We start from the raw sequence: 16,032 nt of genomic DNA on the forward strand, positions 1-16,032 counted from the left end.
TGAGGGCCGAGGAGCGGACGCTGCCCGCGGGAGGACAGGAGCATTCCTCGGTAGGCGCCTGACCTGCAGAGATAAATGCACGATGAACGGACATGGCTGTCCGGATAACGGTCGCGTCACGGGTGCTGGGCTTTCTGTAGATCACCTTGCGTGATGTGAGCTGCGTCACGTGCCATCTGTCAGGTCCCGTGGTAGGAATGCGCAACTCCGCAGGTGGCAGCACCCCTCGCCGCCTCGTGGACGGCCGGCTCACCTCCCGGCCTGCTCGACCCGGTGATCACTGTCCGAGTCCGCGGACGGTTCGCCTTCGGTCGCCGAACGGACAACGGCGTTCGCTCAAAGCCCGCACCCCCCGCACCGGCGCGCCCCTCCGCGCACCGGCCCCCTGCGCCATTGAGGTCCCCACCGTGTCACTCGACTCCATCACCCAGTCCGTGGACAAGGCAGTCAGCGGATTCTTCGAGCCCATAGCCACCTGGCTCGGTGAGATCGTCTTCTACTCGGTTCCCGTCGGCGGCACCCAGCTCCCCCTCATCGTCGCCTGGCTGGTCGTCGCAGGTCTCGTCTTCACCGGCTGGTTCGGCTTCGTGCAGTTGCGGAAGTTCCGCCTGGCCGTCGACGTGGTCCGTGGCAAGTACGACGAGAAGGGGTCGACCGGCGAGGTCAACCACTTCCAGGCCCTGACGGCGGCCGTGTCCGGCACGGTCGGCCTCGGCAACATCGCGGGTGTGGCGGTAGCCGTCTCCATCGGTGGCCCGGGAGCGACCTTCTGGATGATCCTCTGCGGCCTGCTCGGCATGGCGACGAAGTTCGTCGAGGTCACCCTCGGTGTGAAGTACCGCGAGGTGCACGCGGACGGCACGGTCTCCGGCGGCCCGATGCACTACCTGCCCAAGGGTCTGGCCGACCGCTTCGGCAAGAACGGCAAGACCCTCGGCAAGGTCCTCGCCGTCCTCGCCTCCTTCTTCGTGCTGTTCTTCGGCCTCTTCGGCGGCAACCTCTTCCAGGTCAACCAGTCCTACGCCCAGCTCGTCTCCGTCACGGGCGGTGAGAACGGCCTGATGGGCGGCTCCGCCGGCGCGCTGTTCTTCGGCATCCTGATCGCCGCCCTCGTCGGCATCGTGCTCCTCGGCGGCATCCGCTCGATCGCCTCCGTCACCAGCAAGCTGGTCCCGGCCATGGCCGGCATCTACATCGCCGCCTGCGTCGTCGTCATCGCCGTCCACGTCACCGCCGTCCCCGCCGCCGTCTCCACGATCATCGAGGGCGCCTTCAACCCGCAGGGCGTCGCCGGCGGTGTCCTCGGCGCGCTGATCATCGGCTTCAAGCGGGCCGCCTTCTCCAACGAGGCCGGGCTCGGCTCCGCCCCCATCGCCCACTCCGCGGTGAAGACCAAGCACCCCGCCAGCGAGGGCCTGGTCGCGCTCCTTGAACCGTTCATCGACACCGTCGTCATCTGCACCATGACCGCGCTGACCATCGTCATCGCCAACCCGGCCAGCTACGTCGAGGTCCGTAAGGGCGGCGAGTCCATCGGCGGCGTCACCATCACCTCCGACGCCTTCGCCACGGTCCTGCCCTGGTTCCCCTACATCCTGACCATCGCGGTCATGCTGTTCGCGATCTCCACGGTGCTGACCTGGGGCTACTACTGCATGAAGGCGTGGACCCACCTCTTCGGCCGCAGCAAGGCCAGCGAGGTGACCTTCAAGGTCTTCTACACCCTGTTCGCGGTGGCCGGCTCCCTGCTGACCCTGCAGACGCTGATCGACATGGCCGACGCGGTGCTCTTCCTGCTCGCCGTCATCAACATCATCGGCCTGTACCTCCTCGCCCCCGTCGTCAAGCGGGAGCTGAACTCCTTCCTCGCCTTCGTGAAGCGGCGCGACGCCGGCCTCGACACGGACGAGGACACCGACCAGGAGCCGGTGAAGACCACCGTCTGACCGCCCCCCGGCGGCCCGGCTCCCGAAGGGCCCTGCTCCACCTCGCGCCTTGGTGGGGACAGGGCCCTTCACCCTTGTTCCAGCAGGTGAGAGACGCCTGGTGAGACCCCCGGTCACCCGATAGGGTGCTGAGAACGCATCATCATGATGCTGGTGTGCCGGGAAGTCTGGTCGGCGTCCGAGGGGCCTCTGCGCCCACCTGTCGACATGCCCCGGAGGCTTCTCCCCATGACCCAGGCACGCCCGCGCAAGACCGTGTGGGGACTCCTGCCCTGGCCCGAACGCCAGGCGGTCGCCGAGGCCCTGCGGACCGAGACGGTCGGCGGTCTGGTCCTCCTCGCCGCAGCCGTCGTCGCGCTCCTCTGGGCCAACAGCCCGTGGAGCGCGGCGTACGAGTCCGTACGCGACTTCCACTTCGGCATACCCGCCCTCGGCCTGGACCTCTCCGTCGCGCACTGGACCGCGGACGGCCTCCTGGCGATCTTCTTCCTGGTCGCGGGCATCGAGCTGAAGCGCGAGCTCGTCGTCGGCGAACTGCGCACCCCCGCGACGGCGGCCCTGCCCGTGATCGCCGCCCTGTGCGGCATGGCAGTACCGGCGGCCGTCTACACCCTCGTCGCCGTGTCGGGCGGCGGAAGCCTCGGCGGCTGGGCCGTCCCGATGGCCACCGACATCGCCTTCGCCCTCGCCGTCCTCGCGGTGATCAGCACGCATCTGCCCTCCGCTCTCCGGGCGTTCCTGCTCACCCTCGCCGTCGTGGACGACCTCGGCGCCATTCTCATCATCGCGATCTTCTTCACCTCCGACCTCGATTTCCTGGCCCTGGGCGGAGCGTTCGCGGGCCTGGTCCTCTTTTACGCGCTCCAGCGTTTCCGAGTGCGCGGCTGGTGGTGGTACGTGCCGCTCGGCACAGCCGTCTGGGCGCTGATGTACAACTCCGGTGTCCACGCCACGGTCGCCGGCGTCGCCATGGGCCTGATTCTGCGCACCACCCGCGACAAGGGTGAGGAAGCTTCCCCGGGCGCACGCGTCTCCCACCTCGTCCACCCCTTCTCCGCGGGCGTGGCCGTCCCCCTCTTCGCCCTCTTCGCCGCCGGCGTCGGCATCTCGGGCGCCGCGCTCGCCCACGTCTTCACCGACCCGGAGCCGCTCGGGGTGTTCCTCGGTCTGGTTGTCGGCAAGATCCTCGGCATCTTCCTCGGCACCTACCTGGCCGCCCGCTTCACGCGTGCCCAACTCAACCCCGACCTCGCCTGGGCCGACGTCTTCGGCCTCGCCACCCTGGCCGGCATCGGCTTCACCGTCGCCCTCCTCATCGGCGAACTGGCCTTCCCGGACGGCTCCGAGGCCGAACACATCAAGGCCGCCGTCCTGATCGGCTCCCTCACAGCGGCCGTCCTCGCCGCGGTCCTCCTGCGCCGCCGCGACCGCGTCTACAGGCGGCTGTGGGAAGAGGAGGAGCGCGACGAGGACGCCGACGGCATCCCCGACGTCTATCAGACCGGCGCCCGGTCACGTGGACCGCGTTGACGGATGACGGCCTGGCGCCGGCCGTGCCCGGCGCGCCCGAGGTTCTCGCGATCCGCACGCTGCCGGCCCGCTCCTCCGCCACCTTGCCAGTGGGCGGCGGCCCCCAAGACGGTTCCCTGTACTTCGGCACGCCTGCGCCTCGATCATGGGGCAAGACGATCCGTCCGTCGTGACCTGGCTCGGCGGGCTCGGACACTCCTCACCTGCGAGCTCACGGACTTCCGCGCCCAAGCCCTGTCCCTGGCTCGCTGCCCAGCACGAGGAGAACGCCCGGCTCCGCGAGTCGGCCGCCGGGACAAGCCGGGTGAGCCGCCTCCCCGCACCGCAGGCCACGGTGATCGGGACCTGCGGTTGAGGCAGGCTGAGGCAGCGGTCGAAGACACCGCTTCAGTAGTCGTCGTCGCACAGGCCGGTCCGGCAGCACACGGGCAACCAGTGGGCCGCGACCTCCCGGACACGTTGCAGGCGAACCCTGTCGGGCTCCACCACCGTGAGGACCTCAAAGGCGGTGCCGACAGCCCTGAGAGACCGGTTCGACATCACCTCTTCATAGAGCAGCCAGAGACCTTGCACGGCAAGGTCTCTGCACAGTTCCGGAAGATCGAGTCCTCGTTGGGCGGTCGCAGAATCCGTACCCTCGCCTGCCACCATGTGCTGCAGGAGGTCAAGGAACCACTCGCGCGCTGTTGGTGCAACGTCGTCCGCGAGGGCCGCCAGAGCAACCGACGTCACGGCAGGAGCCGGCTCCCACAGGACCGCCGGGGACCAGACATGCTCTTCGAGGCTGACGTGGCTCGGCTCCCGCCGGGATCCTCTCCCCGCAAGCTGCAGCAGATCCCGGGCCAGGTGCTCTGCCGAGCCGCCGCACCCGCACTGCATGCCCTTCCAACCCTGCCGGGCTATCTCCATCTCGATCAGTCGCATAGATCCCCCAACATAGACGGCGCTCGTGAAGCCCGACATTGAATACCGTTCAGCTGGGAGAAGCGGAAGGCGGAGGTCATAGCGCTGGTCAGGAGGGGCTCGCGGCGCATCACCGTCGATGGCGTCACCTACCGATGGAGGGTCCGCGGACGGGTGACTTACGCCCGCGGCCCCGGATCCCCCTTCCGGCTCGACCAGTCCCGGGGATTCAACGTGGCTAACGGTCCAGTGGTTCAGTGAACTGCGTCACGACGGCACCCCTGGACAGCAACACGCACCGATCTCAACGTTGCAAACGCGGCGTCGGTAGCCAACCCACCCAGTGGCTACACGGAGACATGCGAGCACGGCCTCTGCGGACACAAGGCACACCTACGCCTCGATCATGTTGGAAGCCGGAGAGTCCGTCGTGACCCTGGCTCGGTGGCTCGGACACTCCTCACCGGCGATCACTCTCGGTTACTATGCTCACTTCATGCCGGAGGCCGGCAGCAAGGGGCGCGGCACCATCGACGGTCTGCCGGGGGAGCGCGGGGGATCGGCGTGCCGGCCGAAACTCCCCAGCTTCTCCCCAGTGCTGTCGACCCCTGTTCCCGGCCTCTGCGCTCCGGCGAAGCCTTTCGTGGATTGCAAGGTTGAAGAGATGGGTGGCCTGGGAAAGTGCTGGAAGAGGTCGTAGCGACCCGCTATGTCACGCCCTTGCGTGAGGGGGGATCGCTCCCCGGGATCGTCGAGGCCGACGATCTCGGCACGTACGTCATGAAGTTCACCGGCGCCGGACAAGGGCGCAAGACGCTGGTCGCCGAGGTCGTCTGCGGGCAGCTGGCCCGGCGGCTCGGGCTGCGGGTGCCGGAGCTGGTCGCCATCCAGCTCGACCCCGTCATCGGGCTCTCCGAGCCCGACCAGGAGGTGCAGGAGCTCCTCAAGGCGAGCGGCGGGCTCAACCTCGGCATGGACTTCCTGCCCGGGTCGCTCGGCTTCGACCCGCTCGCCTACGCGGTCGACCCGAAGGAGGCCGGCCGCGTCGTCTGGTTCGACGCGGTCATCAACAACGTCGACCGCTCCTGGCGCAACCCGAACATGCTGGTGTGGCACGGCGACCTGTGGATCATCGACCACGGCGCCACCATGATCTGGCACCACAACTGGCCCGGCGCCCGGGCCTCCGCCGCGAAGCCGTACGACGCCTCGGACCACGCCCTCGCGCCCTTCGCGCCCGACATCGCCGCCGCGGCCGCCGAACTGGCCCCGCTCGTCACCCGCGAGCTCCTCGAACAGGTCGCCGCCGACGTGCCCGACGAGTGGCTGGCCGACGAACCCGGCTTCACGAGCGCCGACGAGGTGCGCGCCGCCTACGTCGAGGCGCTGCTGCCGCGCGCCGCGACCATCCACGAGCGGATCACCCTCGGCCCCCGCGTCGAGCGCCGCCCGCAGCAGCCCCCCGGCTGGCTCGCCGAACGCCTCGCCCCCCGCCCGCACGCCGCCGAGCCGCACGCCCCCGAGAAGGACGGCACCACGTGACCGACCGCGATGTCTTCGAGTACGCGCTGCTGCGCGTGGTGCCGCGCGTCGAGCGCGGCGAGTGCTTCAACGCGGGCGTGGTCGTCTACTGCCGCGCCCGCTCCTTCGTCGCCGCCCGCACCCATTTGGACGAGACCAAGCTGGCCGCGCTCGACCCGCACGCCGACGTCACCGGCGTACGCGCCGCGCTGCACGCGGTCGAGGGTGTCTGTACGGGCGGCGAGGCCGCCGGCCAGGCCGCCGGCGACGACGCCGGCCGGCGCTTCCGCTGGCTGATCGCCCCGCGCTCGACGGTGGTCCAGCCCGGCCCGGTGCACACCGGACTGACCACCGACCCCGAGGCCGAGGTGGAACGCCTGCTCGCCCTGCTCGTGCGCTGATCCGGTGGTGGCGGCGGGGGAGTGATCCTGCGCACCCGGTGGGCCGTTGACACCGGGTGCCAGGGCTTCTAGCGTCTCGTCCTGCGGTCGATACTAAGCGGTCGCTCACCTCTTCCCGGGGCGGTTCCCCGGGGGGAACGGGCGGGCCGCGGGGTAGGGACCGTACACAGGGACGATCCAAGGGCGAGGAGAACAGCATGTCCACCACCGAGCAGCGCGTAGCCGTCGTCACGGGTGCGGCGCGGGGCATCGGAGCCGCCACCGCGATCCGGCTCGCGGCCGAGGGCCGCGCCGTGGCCGTACTCGACCTCGACGAGGCGGCCTGCAAGGACACCGTCGAGAAGATCACCGCCGCGGGCGGCACCGCGCTCGCCGTCGGCTGCGACGTCTCCGACAGTGCCCAGGTGGAGGCCGCCGTCGCCCGGGTCGCCGCCGAGCTCGGCGCGCCCACCATCCTCGTCAACAACGCCGGCGTGCTCCGCGACAACCTCCTCTTCAAGATGTCGGAGTCCGACTGGGACACCGTCATGAACGTGCACCTGAAGGGCGCGTTCCTGATGGCGAAGGCCTGTCAGAAGCACATGGTGGACGCGGGGTTCGGCCGGATCGTCTCGCTCTCCTCCTCCTCGGCGCTCGGCAACCGCGGTCAGGCCAACTACGCGGCCGTCAAGGCCGGTCTGCAGGGCTTCACCAAGACCCTCGCCAAGGAGCTCGGCAAGTTCGGCATCACCGCCAACGCCGTCGCTCCCGGCTTCATCGTCACCGAGATGACCGCGCAGACCGCCGAGCGCGTCGGCATGGGATTCGAGGAGTTCCAGGCCGCCGCCGCCTCCATGATCCCGGTCCAGCGCGTCGGCCGCCCCGAGGACGTCGCCAACGCCATCGCCTTCTTCGCCGGTGACGACGCCGGCTTCGTCTCCGGCCAGGTCATGTACGTGGCCGGCGGCCCGCTCAACTGACGCGCGGCGCGGAGGAGTACAGCATGAGCGCGAAGGAACTGCCCGAGCCCTCGGGCAAGGTGGCCCTGGTCACCGGTGGAAGCCGGGGCATCGGCTACGGCGTCGCCGAGGCCCTGGTGGCCCGCGGCGACCGGGTCTGCATCACCGGGCGGGGCGAGGAGGCCCTCAAGGAGGCCGTGGAGCGGCTCGGTGCCGACCGGGTCATCGCGGTGCCCGGCAAGGCCCATGACGAGGCCCACCAGGCCGCCGCGGTCGAGGCCACCATGGAGGCCTTCGGACGGGTCGACTTCCTGGTCAACAACGCGGGCACCAATCCGGTCTTCGGCCCGATCGCCGACCTGGACCTCAACGTGGCCCGCAAGGTCTTCGAGACGAACGTGGTCTCGGCCCTCGGTTTCGCCCAGCAGACCTACCGGGCGTGGCAGAAGGATCACGGCGGGGCGATCGTGAACATCGCCTCGGTCGCCGGCATCTCCGCGTCGCCGTTCGTCGGCGCATACGGAATCAGCAAGGCGGCCATGATCAACCTCACCCTTCAGCTGGCGCACGAATTCGCCCCGACGGTCCGGGTGAACGCGATCGCACCGGCCGTGGTGAAGACGAAATTCGCCGCCGCGCTCTACGAGGGCCGGGAGGTCGAGGCGGCCGCCGCGTACCCGCTGGGCCGGCTCGGCGAGCCGCGGGACGTCGGCGGTGCCGCCGCCTTCCTCACGTCCGCGCAGTCGGACTGGATCACCGGTCAGACACTGGTCGTGGACGGCGGCATTTTCCTGAACGCCGGTGTCGGGTGACCGGTATCCGGACACCCTGCTGAATTCTTGACCGGTTTGGCCCCGGTTATACGAGAAATGCCTCGAGTGCCCCGCCAGGGCGGCCCATTGACCTGGCGGGGCGCTGCGGTATGGTCGGCCGATCCCTGGCTGAACGAGGAGCGTGCACGTGTTCAACCGGACCAGTCTGCAGGCCGCTGCAGCCCTTGCGTCCATATCCCTCCTGTCCGGATGCAGTGTGTTTTCGGACAGTGAATCCGCAGCGGACCAGAGAATCGTCGTAGGGACGACGAGTTCTCCCACGACCCTCGATCCGGCGGCCGCCTGGGACAACTCCTGGGAGCTCTTCCGGAATGTGTTCCAGACCCTCGTCGCGTTTCCGACCGGCAGCACCATTCCGCAGCCGGACGCCGCCGACTGCGCCTTCAAGCAGGGGTCCTCGAGCCGGGTCTACGAGTGCAAGATCCACGACGGTCTGACCTTCTCGAACGGCCACAAGCTGGACGCCGAGGCCGTCAAGCACTCGATCGAGCGGATCCGCACCATCGACGCCGACGGCGGCCCCAACGGCATGCTGGGCTCGCTCGACAAGATCGACGTGCTCGACCCGCAGACGGTGGTCTTCCGGCTCAACCAGCCCGACGCCACCTTCCCCTTCGTCCTCGCCACCCCGGCCATGTCGATCGTCGACCCGGCGGAGTACCCGGCGGACAAGCTCCGCGAGGACGGCAAGCTGCTCGGCTCCGGCCCGTACGTCCTCGACTCGTACACCGAGGGCGACAAGGCCGAGCTCACCAGGAACCAGAGCTACAAGGGCTTCGCCGAGCGCAAGAACGGCGGGGTGACCATCCGGTACTTCAAGGAGTCCGAGCCGATGGTCGCCGCCCTGAAGAAGAAGGAGATCGACGCGACCTACCGCGGTCTCACCGCGGCGGAGGTCGTCGACCTCCAGGCGGACAAGCCGGAGAACCAGAGCCTCCAGCTGGTCGAGTCCACCGGCGCCGACATCCGCTACCTGGTCTTCAACGCCAAGGACTCCACGGCCGCCAAGCCCGCCGTCCGCAAGGCCATCGCCCAGCTCGTCGACCGCGACGAACTGGTCAGCAAGGTCTACCAGGGCACCGCCGAGCCGCTGTACTCGATGGTCCCCAAGGGCATCGCCGGCCACACCACCAAGTTCTACGACCGCTTCGGCTCCCCCGACGCCGCCAAGGCCAAGAGCATCCTGCGCAAGGCCGGCATCACCGAGACCGTGAAGCTGGACTTCTGGTACACCACCGACCGCTACGGTTCCTCCACCGCGGCCGAGTTCGCCGAGCTCAAGCGCCAGCTGGAGGCCTCCGAGCTGTTCGAGGTCACCCTCCACGGCAAGCCGTGGAAGGAGTTCCAGAAGGGCTACCAGAAGGGCGAGTACCCGGTCTTCGGCCGCGGCTGGTTCCCCGACTTCCCCGACCCGGACAACTTCATCGCCCCCTTCGTGGGCAAGGAGAACGTCCTCGGCACGCCCTACGTCAGCCCTGAGATCACCGGCGAACTCCTCCCGAAGTCCCGGCGCGAGAGCGACCGCGGGGCCGTCACGGACGAGTTCACGCAGGCGCAGGAGATCATGGTGCAGGACGTCCGGCTGCTGCCGCTCTGGCAGGGCAAGCTCTACATCGCGGCGAGCGAGGACATCGCCGGCGGCGAGCGGGCCCTCGACCCGCAGACCGTCATGCAGATGTGGGAGCTCAGCCGCCGCACCAGCTGGTAGCACCCCGCGGAACCCGGGCGGCGGGCGGCGTTGTCAGTGGGCACCGGTAGGTTCTCGTTCGGAGTACACGAACGCCCACCGGAGGAACCTGACGTGACCGACACCGACCTGCTGCCCGAGTCCTGGCGCGGCGTCCTCGGCGAAGAGCTGGAGCAGCCCTACTTCAAGGAGCTCACCGAGTTCGTCGAGGAGGAGCGGGCCAGGGGACCGGTCTTCCCGCCGCGCGACGAGGTCTTCGCCGCCCTCGCCGCCACCCCCTTCGACCAGGTGAAGGTCCTGATCCTCGGCCAGGACCCGTACCACGGCGAGGGCCAGGGACACGGCCTGTGCTTCTCCGTCCGCCCGGGCGTCAAGACCCCGCCCTCGCTGCGCAACATCTACAAGGAGATGCAGGCCGAGCTCGGCCACCCGATCCCGGACAACGGCTATCTGATGCCGTGGGCCGAGCAGGGCGTCCTGCTGCTCAACGCGGTGCTCACGGTCCGCTCCGGCGAGGCCAACTCGCACAAGGGCAAGGGCTGGGAGAAGTTCACCGACGCCGTCATCCGGGCCGTCGCCTCCCGCCCCGACCCGGCCGTCTTCGTGCTGTGGGGCAACTACGCCCAGAAGAAGCTCCCGCTCATCGACGAGGAGCGGCACGCGGTGGTGAAGGGCGCCCACCCCTCGCCGCTCTCGGCGAAGAAGTTCTTCGGCTCCCAGCCCTTCACGCAGATCAACGCGGCCGTCGCCGCCCAGGGCCACGCGCCGATCGACTGGCGCATCCCCGACCTCGGCTGACCTCCCGGATCCGGCGCGCCGTGTGCGGTCACGGGGCGCCGGATCCGGCAGGCTCGGAGGGGGAACCGAACGCGTGGAGGCCGTGATGACCGGGCAGCAGGTGTCGGACGACGCCGTCATGACCAGGATCGGGCAGGCGATGATGCTGCTCCACGGCGGCGACCGGGAGGAGGCGCGGAACCGCTTCGGCGCCATCTGGGACCAGCTCGGACCGGACGGCGACCCGCTGCACCGCTGCACCCTCGCCCACTACATGGCCGACGCCCAGGACGACCCGGACGCCGAACTCGCCTGGGACCTGCGCGCGCTGACCGCCGCCGAAGGCCTCGACGAGGACCGGCTGGCCCGGCACGGCTCGGCGGCGCTGCGCGCGCTCTACCCGTCGCTCCACCTCAACCTGGCCGCCGACTACGTGAAGCTCGACCGCCTCGACGCGGCCCGCGTCCATCTGGACCGGGCCCGCACCGCCTCCGTGGTCCTGGACGACGACGGGTACGGCAACGGGGTGCGGGCCGCGATCGAGCGGCTGGAGCTACGGCTCCGGGAGCGGCGCTCGTAGACGCCGCACGGGGCCGTCCGGGCGTCGGCTCAGTGCCCGTGGTGACCCCGGCACAGCTTCGCCTGCGGGCTGTCCGCGCTCCAGCCTCCGTACGCCTGGCCCAGGGCGCACACCTCGGCCCGGTCACGCGGCATCCGCGGCACACCCGGCGGTTCGGCGACCGGGTGCCGTGGCTTCTGCTTCTTGGGCGCGGCGGAGGAACGGGACGGCTCGGCGCGGCGGGGCCGGGCACGGGCCTGTCCGTCCTCGTTCCGGCGCCGCTCCACGGACGAGCGCGCCTCGGACTCCGGCGGATCGGGCATCGCCGCCTCCAGGGCCTCACGGGCGGGGCCCTGGACGATCTGCGGAGCCACGTCCTGGCGGGCGGGAGCGGCCGGAACGGCGGCCGGACCGCCGGGCGCGGGTACGGGGGACGGGGAGGGCGGTTCGACCGCCATGCAGCCCGAGAGGGCGGCCATCGCCACCCCCGCGAGCAGCGTCACTGTGGTTCGGGTCTTGTGCACCCGCGCCACTTTGCAGCGCGGCTCTCCTTCCGCGCGCCCCTACTCGCGGGGAATGCCCCGCATGAGTGATCATCGCGCCCCGAGGCTGACCGGGGCCGGAGCGGGTCAGTCGCCGGTGGCGCCGTCGATGCGCTCGCGGACGAGGTCCGCGTGGCCGTTGTGCCGCGCGTACTCCTCGATCATGTGGAGGTAGATCCAGCGCAGGTTGAACATCTCGCCGGAGCGGTGCTTCCCGGCGCCGAGGTCGTCGAGCGCGCGCCCGGCGGCGAGGGTCCTGGCCCGGGCGATCTCGGCCCGCCAGGTGGCGTGAGCCTCTTCCCAGGTGTCCTCGGCGGTGACGCGGATGTCCCGTTCGAAGTCCTCCGCGGTGCTGTAGATCCACGGCGCGTCCTCGCCCGCGAGGACCCTGCGGAACCAGCCGCGCTCGACCTCGGCCATGTGCCGGACCAGACCGAGCAGGCTGAGGGGCGAGGGCGGGGCGGAGGCCGTCCGCAGCTGGGCGTCGTCGAGCCCGGCACACTTCATCTCCAGCGTGGCCCGGTGGTAGTCCAGCCACTGTTCCAGGGCCGCGCGCTCACCGGTGAGGGTGCCCGGTTCGACGCGGGGGGTGGTCTCGGTGCGTTCTGCGGTCATGCACCGCATCCTGCCCCGTATCCACCGCCCGAACCGGGGGCATGACGTCCCGTCATCCGCACGGCACGGCCGCGTTCCGCCGCTCCGGCCGTGGCCCTCCGGACGCCCTCGCGCGTGCCGTCTCCCACTTCGCCCGGACTGATCCTGCGCGGCTTCTGCGGCTTCTGCGGCTTCGACGGCATCGCGGACTGGCGGCCGCCGGTTGCCGCCCGGCCGTCCCGCGTAAGCTGACCGGCGCGAACGCCCGTACCAGGAGCCCCCGCACCGCCGCCACGCGCGGGAGCGCCCGCACCGCGCCCACCCGAGGACGCGCCCGGTACGGGGACGCCGGTCAGGGAACGTCCTGACCGCGACGAACAGGCGCGACGAACAAGAAGGAGACCCCGTGAAGGTCGGCTGCATCGGACTCGGCGACATCGCGCGCAAGGCCTATCTGCCCGTCCTGGCCACGCTCCCCGGGGTCGAACTCCACCTCCAGACCCGCACGCCCGCCACCCTCGACGCGGTCGGCGACAGCCTCCACCTGCCCGCCGGCCGGCGCCACCACGACCTCGACTCGCTCCTCGCCGCCGGCCTCGACGCCGCCTTCGTGCACGCGCCGACCTCCGTCCACGCCGAGATCGTCACCCGGCTCCTGGAGGCCGGCGTGCCCACGTACGTCGACAAGCCGCTCGCCTACGAGTACCCCGACTCCGAGGCCCTGGTGGAGCTCGCCGAGAAGCGCGGCGTCGGCCTCGCCGTCGGCTTCAACCGCCGGCTCGCGCCCGGCTACGCCCAGTGCCTCGACCACCCGCGCGACCTGATCCTCATGCAGAAGAACCGCATCGGACTGCCCGAGGACCCGCGCACCTTCGTCCTCGACGACTTCATCCACGTCGTCGACACCCTGCGCTTCCTGCTCCCCGGCGAGGTCGAACACACCGACGTGCGTGCCAGGATGCGCGACGGGCTGCTGCACCACGTCGTGCTCCAGCTCTCCGGCGACGGCTTCACCGCCATCGGCATGATGAACCGCATGAACGGTTCGACCGAGGAGATCCTCGAGGTGTCGGGCCAGGACACCAAGCGCCAGGTGCTCAACCTCGCCGAGATCGTCGACCACAAGGGCCAGCCCAGCGTGCGGCGGCGCGGCGACTGGGTGCCGGTGGCCCGTCAGCGCGGCATCGAGCAGGCCGTGCTCGCCTTCCTCGACGCCGTACGCGACGGCCGCCGGCTCAGCGCGCGCGACGCCCTGCGCACCCACGAGCTGTGCGAGTACGTGGTGCGCGAGGCGCGTTCCCAGGACCGTTCGCGGGCTACCGCCCAGGAGGGGTGACCGACCCTTCGCCGGGACCGGCCGCGGACCCGCGGTTCCGGGAGCGCCCGGATCCGCCGCCGTCCCGGGACGCGCCCCACGGGAGCGACGCCGCGACGACCAGGACGATGACGCCCACCGCCCCGTACACCGCCCAGTCGCCGAACCGTTCGTACGGCGTACCGCCCCGGGCGAGCGGCAGCTCGTAGACGGCCGCGGTGCTGCCGCCGGTACCGAGCACCGGCCCGATCCGCCGTCCGTCCGGCCCGTACGCGGCGCTGACTCCGGACAGCGTCGCGTGCACCACCGGCCGGCCCGTCTCCGCCGCCCGCAGCGCGCCGAGCGAGGCGTGCTGCGCGGGCGCCCAGCTGTCCTGGAAGGTCGACGTCGACGACTGCGCGACGATCACGTCGGCGCCGTCCCGGGCGAGCCTGCGGCCCATGTCGGGGAAGGCGGTCTCGAAGCAGATCAGCGGCCCGATCCGCAGCCCCGCCGGCCCGGGGCCGGGAGCGTCGGGCAGCGTCATCACCACCGGGGCCGTGCCGCGCCGCCGGTCCTCGCCCGCCGCCTTGCCGACCGAGGTCGCCCAGCCGAGCACCGCGCGGGCCGGCACGTACTCGCCGAACGGGACGAGCCGCATCTTGTCGTAGCGCTCCCCGGTCGGCCCGTCCGGACCCACGAGGATCGCGCTCTTGAAGATTCCCGGACGGTCGGAGCGGCGCGCGTCCACGTTCACCAGGAGCGGCGCGTCCACGGCCCGGGAGAGCGCCGCCAGCCGGGCGGCGAAGTCCGGCCGGGACACCAGGTCCGCGCCCACGCTGCTCTCGCCCCACACGACCAGGTCGAGCCGCTGCCCGGCGAGCGGCCCGGTCAGCTCCTCGCCCCGGTCGAAACGCTCGCCCGGCGGGCCGATCACCCCGGGCTGGACGACCGCGATCCGCACCGCGCCCGCCGGGCGCGGAGGCGCCCCGGCCCACCACGCCAGGCCCGTCACCAGCGCAGAGACGACCAGACCCGCCACCGCGACCGGTCGCAGCCGCGGCACGGCCACGAGCAGTGCGACGGCGGTGTTCACGGCGACGACCAGCAGGGTCACCAGCCACACGCCTCCGACCGCGGCGAGCCGGAGCCCCGCCGGCACCTGCCACTGGCTCGCCCCGAGCAGGCCCCAGGGACCGCCGAGGCCCTGCCACGAGCGGACCAGCTCGATCAGGAGCCAGCCGGAGGGGACCACGACCAGGGCGGCCGCCGCCCGGCGCGGCGACGGCGAGCCCGCCAGCATCGCCCGCACCAGCCGGGCCCACGGCAGCCACAACAGACCGAGCAGCGCGGCGACCACCGGCAGGAAGACGTGCAGGCTGGGCAGCAGCCAGTGGTGCACGGCCAGCATGAAGCCGAAGCCCCCGCACCACCCGTCGAGCCCGGCCCTGCGCGGGTCGGGGGCGCCGCGGATCAGCAGCAGCCAGGGCACGAGCGCGAGGAACGCCCACCACCACAGCCCGGGCGCGGGAAAGGCGAGCGCGGGCAGCGCGCCGAGCAGCACGGCACCGACGGACCGCCCGACCGCCCGGCCCCGCCGCCGACCGCGCGGACCCGGCGCCCGGCCTCCGGCCGAGCGTGGAGGCGGGCCCCCGCTCGTAGCCGGAACTCCGTCCGGGCCTGCGGGTGGGCGCTCGCCCGTATCCCCGGCCCGGTCAGGAGGCGCGGGTGGGCGCTCGCCCGGGCCGCGGCCCTCGACCGGAGTGCGGCTCGGGGCCTCGTCCGTGTCCCCGCCTTCCCCTCCGTCCCGTGCGGCGGGTTCGCCGCCGGTGCGGCCGCCGGGGCCGGTGGCGGGTGCCCTCGTCGTCCCGGCCGCGGCCGGTCGGTGGGCGAACGGGATCCGCATGCCCTGCCTCCAGGTGTCGCCTCCAGTGTGCGCGCGACGGGGCCCGCCCGCGGGCCGACGCCCTCACATGCGGCGCCATTTCTCCTCGACGACCACCGAACGGAGCCTCCAGTCACGGTCCACACGGCGCACGGCGAAGCGGTACCTGCCGCCGCACACGAAGTCCTCACCGGACTCGAACCGCATCGGGTTCACGTAGTCGGCGCGTACGGTCGCGGTGTCTCCCGGAGCGCCGTCGACGTCCTCGATGCGGATCCTGCGGTTGACGATGAGGTGCTGGCGTACGGGAAAGAGCCGCATCGTCCCGGCGAGCCACTCGGCCACCTCGGCGGCGGGGCCCTCGATGCCGCCCGAGCCGCGGTAGTCGGCGCGTCCGTCCGGGGCGAACAGCGCCCGGTACGCGGTCCAGTCGGCGTCGTCCACGGCCACGGCGTAGCCGGTGACCAGGTCGTCGATGGCGAGCCGGTCCATCACTGTCGCGAGATCCACGCGCTGCGTCATCGGTTCAGTGTCGGGCAGCGGGCGCGTGCCGCCAAGGGTCGTGCGCGCGGGCTCACGGAAACGGACGCGTCGCCCGGGGCATCCGCCGGGCCCGCTCGGC

At 71.4% G+C, this 16,032-nt stretch carries 15 protein-coding genes and 1 pseudogene; 11 read left to right on the forward strand and 5 right to left on the reverse strand.

Annotation, left to right across the window (positions count from 1 at the left end; translation table 11 throughout):
* The first annotated feature begins 407 nt into the window (after positions 1–407).
* Both ESG85_RS03785 and nhaA read left to right on the forward strand, forming a co-directional pair.
* On the forward strand, positions 408–1,946 hold the full coding sequence (locus ESG85_RS03785; RefSeq protein WP_128976570.1) for an alanine/glycine:cation symporter family protein: 1,539 nt from the start codon (positions 408–410) through the stop codon (positions 1,944–1,946).
* Positions 1,947–2,174: 228 nt separating this feature from the next.
* Positions 2,175–3,476 carry a Na+/H+ antiporter NhaA gene (nhaA, locus tag ESG85_RS03790; RefSeq protein WP_128976571.1) on the forward strand — a complete coding sequence of 434 codons (1,302 nt, stop codon included), beginning with the start codon at positions 2,175–2,177 and terminating at the stop codon, positions 3,474–3,476.
* 387 nt (positions 3,477–3,863) lie between these two features.
* On the opposite strand, the gene ESG85_RS03795 is transcribed toward nhaA, so the two are convergent.
* Complete coding sequence (locus ESG85_RS03795) at positions 3,864–4,400, reverse strand: hypothetical protein (RefSeq protein WP_128976572.1); 537 nt, start codon at positions 4,398–4,400, stop codon at positions 3,864–3,866.
* A 364-nt stretch (positions 4,401–4,764) separates the two neighbouring features.
* On the opposite strand from ESG85_RS03795, the pseudogene ESG85_RS35655 reads away from it, so the two are divergent.
* The 8 genes and pseudogenes from ESG85_RS35655 to ESG85_RS03835 form a co-directional block, all read left to right on the forward strand.
* Positions 4,765–5,107: pseudogene (locus tag ESG85_RS35655) on the forward strand (hypothetical protein); the annotation flags it as partial.
* Entirely contained in the window at positions 5,061–5,921 is an 861-nt protein-coding gene (locus ESG85_RS03805) for a HipA family kinase (RefSeq protein ID WP_181018956.1), read from the forward strand. The pseudogene ESG85_RS35655 and the gene ESG85_RS03805, both read left to right, overlap by 47 nt.
* Positions 5,918–6,301, forward strand: coding sequence for a DUF3037 domain-containing protein (locus ESG85_RS03810; protein WP_128976573.1), 384 nt, complete (start codon positions 5,918–5,920; stop codon positions 6,299–6,301). The genes ESG85_RS03805 and ESG85_RS03810 overlap by 4 nt, the downstream gene beginning before the upstream one ends.
* A gap of 197 nt (positions 6,302–6,498) precedes the next feature.
* On the forward strand, positions 6,499–7,260 hold the full coding sequence (fabG, locus tag ESG85_RS03815; RefSeq protein ID WP_128976574.1) for a 3-oxoacyl-ACP reductase FabG: 762 nt from the start codon (positions 6,499–6,501) through the stop codon (positions 7,258–7,260).
* A 23-nt stretch (positions 7,261–7,283) separates the two neighbouring features.
* Positions 7,284–8,051 carry an SDR family oxidoreductase gene (locus ESG85_RS03820; RefSeq protein ID WP_128976575.1) on the forward strand — a complete coding sequence of 256 codons (768 nt, stop codon included), beginning with the start codon at positions 7,284–7,286 and terminating at the stop codon, positions 8,049–8,051.
* Positions 8,052–8,199: 148 nt separating this feature from the next.
* The gene (locus ESG85_RS03825) at positions 8,200–9,780 is read left to right on the forward strand and encodes an ABC transporter substrate-binding protein (protein ID WP_128976576.1); all 1,581 of its coding nucleotides are present in this window, start codon (positions 8,200–8,202) and stop codon (positions 9,778–9,780) included.
* 93 nt (positions 9,781–9,873) lie between these two features.
* Positions 9,874–10,557 (forward strand): uracil-DNA glycosylase, encoded by a 684-nt coding sequence (gene ung, locus ESG85_RS03830; RefSeq protein WP_128976577.1) that lies wholly within the window; start codon positions 9,874–9,876, stop codon positions 10,555–10,557.
* Positions 10,558–10,642: 85 nt separating this feature from the next.
* On the forward strand, positions 10,643–11,116 hold the full coding sequence (locus ESG85_RS03835) for a hypothetical protein (protein ID WP_128976578.1): 474 nt from the start codon (positions 10,643–10,645) through the stop codon (positions 11,114–11,116).
* Positions 11,117–11,145: 29 nt separating this feature from the next.
* Here the strand turns inward: ESG85_RS03835 and ESG85_RS03840 are convergent, their stop codons facing one another.
* Together ESG85_RS03840 and ESG85_RS03845 are read right to left on the reverse strand one after the other, a co-directional pair.
* On the reverse strand, positions 11,146–11,619 hold the full coding sequence (locus tag ESG85_RS03840) for a hypothetical protein (protein WP_246094792.1): 474 nt from the start codon (positions 11,617–11,619) through the stop codon (positions 11,146–11,148).
* Between the two features lie 105 nt (positions 11,620–11,724).
* The gene (locus ESG85_RS03845) at positions 11,725–12,261 is read right to left on the reverse strand and encodes a DinB family protein (protein WP_128976580.1); all 537 of its coding nucleotides are present in this window, start codon (positions 12,259–12,261) and stop codon (positions 11,725–11,727) included.
* Positions 12,262–12,637: 376 nt separating this feature from the next.
* Between ESG85_RS03845 and ESG85_RS03850 the strand changes: the two genes are divergently transcribed.
* Positions 12,638–13,567, forward strand: coding sequence for a Gfo/Idh/MocA family protein (locus ESG85_RS03850; protein ID WP_128976581.1), 930 nt, complete (start codon positions 12,638–12,640; stop codon positions 13,565–13,567).
* Here the strand turns inward: ESG85_RS03850 and lnt are convergent.
* Positions 13,548–15,089 (reverse strand): apolipoprotein N-acyltransferase, encoded by a 1,542-nt coding sequence (gene lnt, locus ESG85_RS03855; RefSeq protein ID WP_246094794.1) that lies wholly within the window; start codon positions 15,087–15,089, stop codon positions 13,548–13,550. The genes ESG85_RS03850 and lnt overlap by 20 nt on opposite strands.
* A 405-nt stretch (positions 15,090–15,494) precedes the next feature.
* The gene (locus ESG85_RS03860) at positions 15,495–15,932 is read right to left on the reverse strand and encodes a nuclear transport factor 2 family protein (protein WP_181018957.1); all 438 of its coding nucleotides are present in this window, start codon (positions 15,930–15,932) and stop codon (positions 15,495–15,497) included.
* Positions 15,933–16,032: the final 100 nt, after the last annotated feature.

The sequence above is a fragment of the Streptomyces roseicoloratus genome (assembly GCF_004117935.1).
In the GTDB taxonomy this organism is placed as follows: domain Bacteria; phylum Actinomycetota; class Actinomycetes; order Streptomycetales; family Streptomycetaceae; genus Streptomyces; species Streptomyces roseicoloratus.

Bases quoted from the DNA above. Each gene is read 5' to 3' on its own strand.
- ESG85_RS03845 (WP_128976580.1), bottom strand. From the start codon at position 12,261: ATGCGGTGCATGACCGCAGAACGCACCGAGACCACCCCCCGCGTCGAA.
- ESG85_RS03835 (WP_128976578.1), top strand. From the start codon at position 10,643: ATGACCGGGCAGCAGGTGTCGGACGACGCCGTCATGACCAGGATCGGG.
- fabG (WP_128976574.1), top strand. From the start codon at position 6,499: ATGTCCACCACCGAGCAGCGCGTAGCCGTCGTCACGGGTGCGGCGCGG.
- ESG85_RS03820 (WP_128976575.1), top strand. From the start codon at position 7,284: ATGAGCGCGAAGGAACTGCCCGAGCCCTCGGGCAAGGTGGCCCTGGTC.
- ESG85_RS03795 (WP_128976572.1), bottom strand. From the start codon at position 4,400: ATGCGACTGATCGAGATGGAGATAGCCCGGCAGGGTTGGAAGGGCATG.
- nhaA (WP_128976571.1), top strand. From the start codon at position 2,175: ATGACCCAGGCACGCCCGCGCAAGACCGTGTGGGGACTCCTGCCCTGG.
- ESG85_RS03860 (WP_181018957.1), bottom strand. From the start codon at position 15,932: ATGACGCAGCGCGTGGATCTCGCGACAGTGATGGACCGGCTCGCCATC.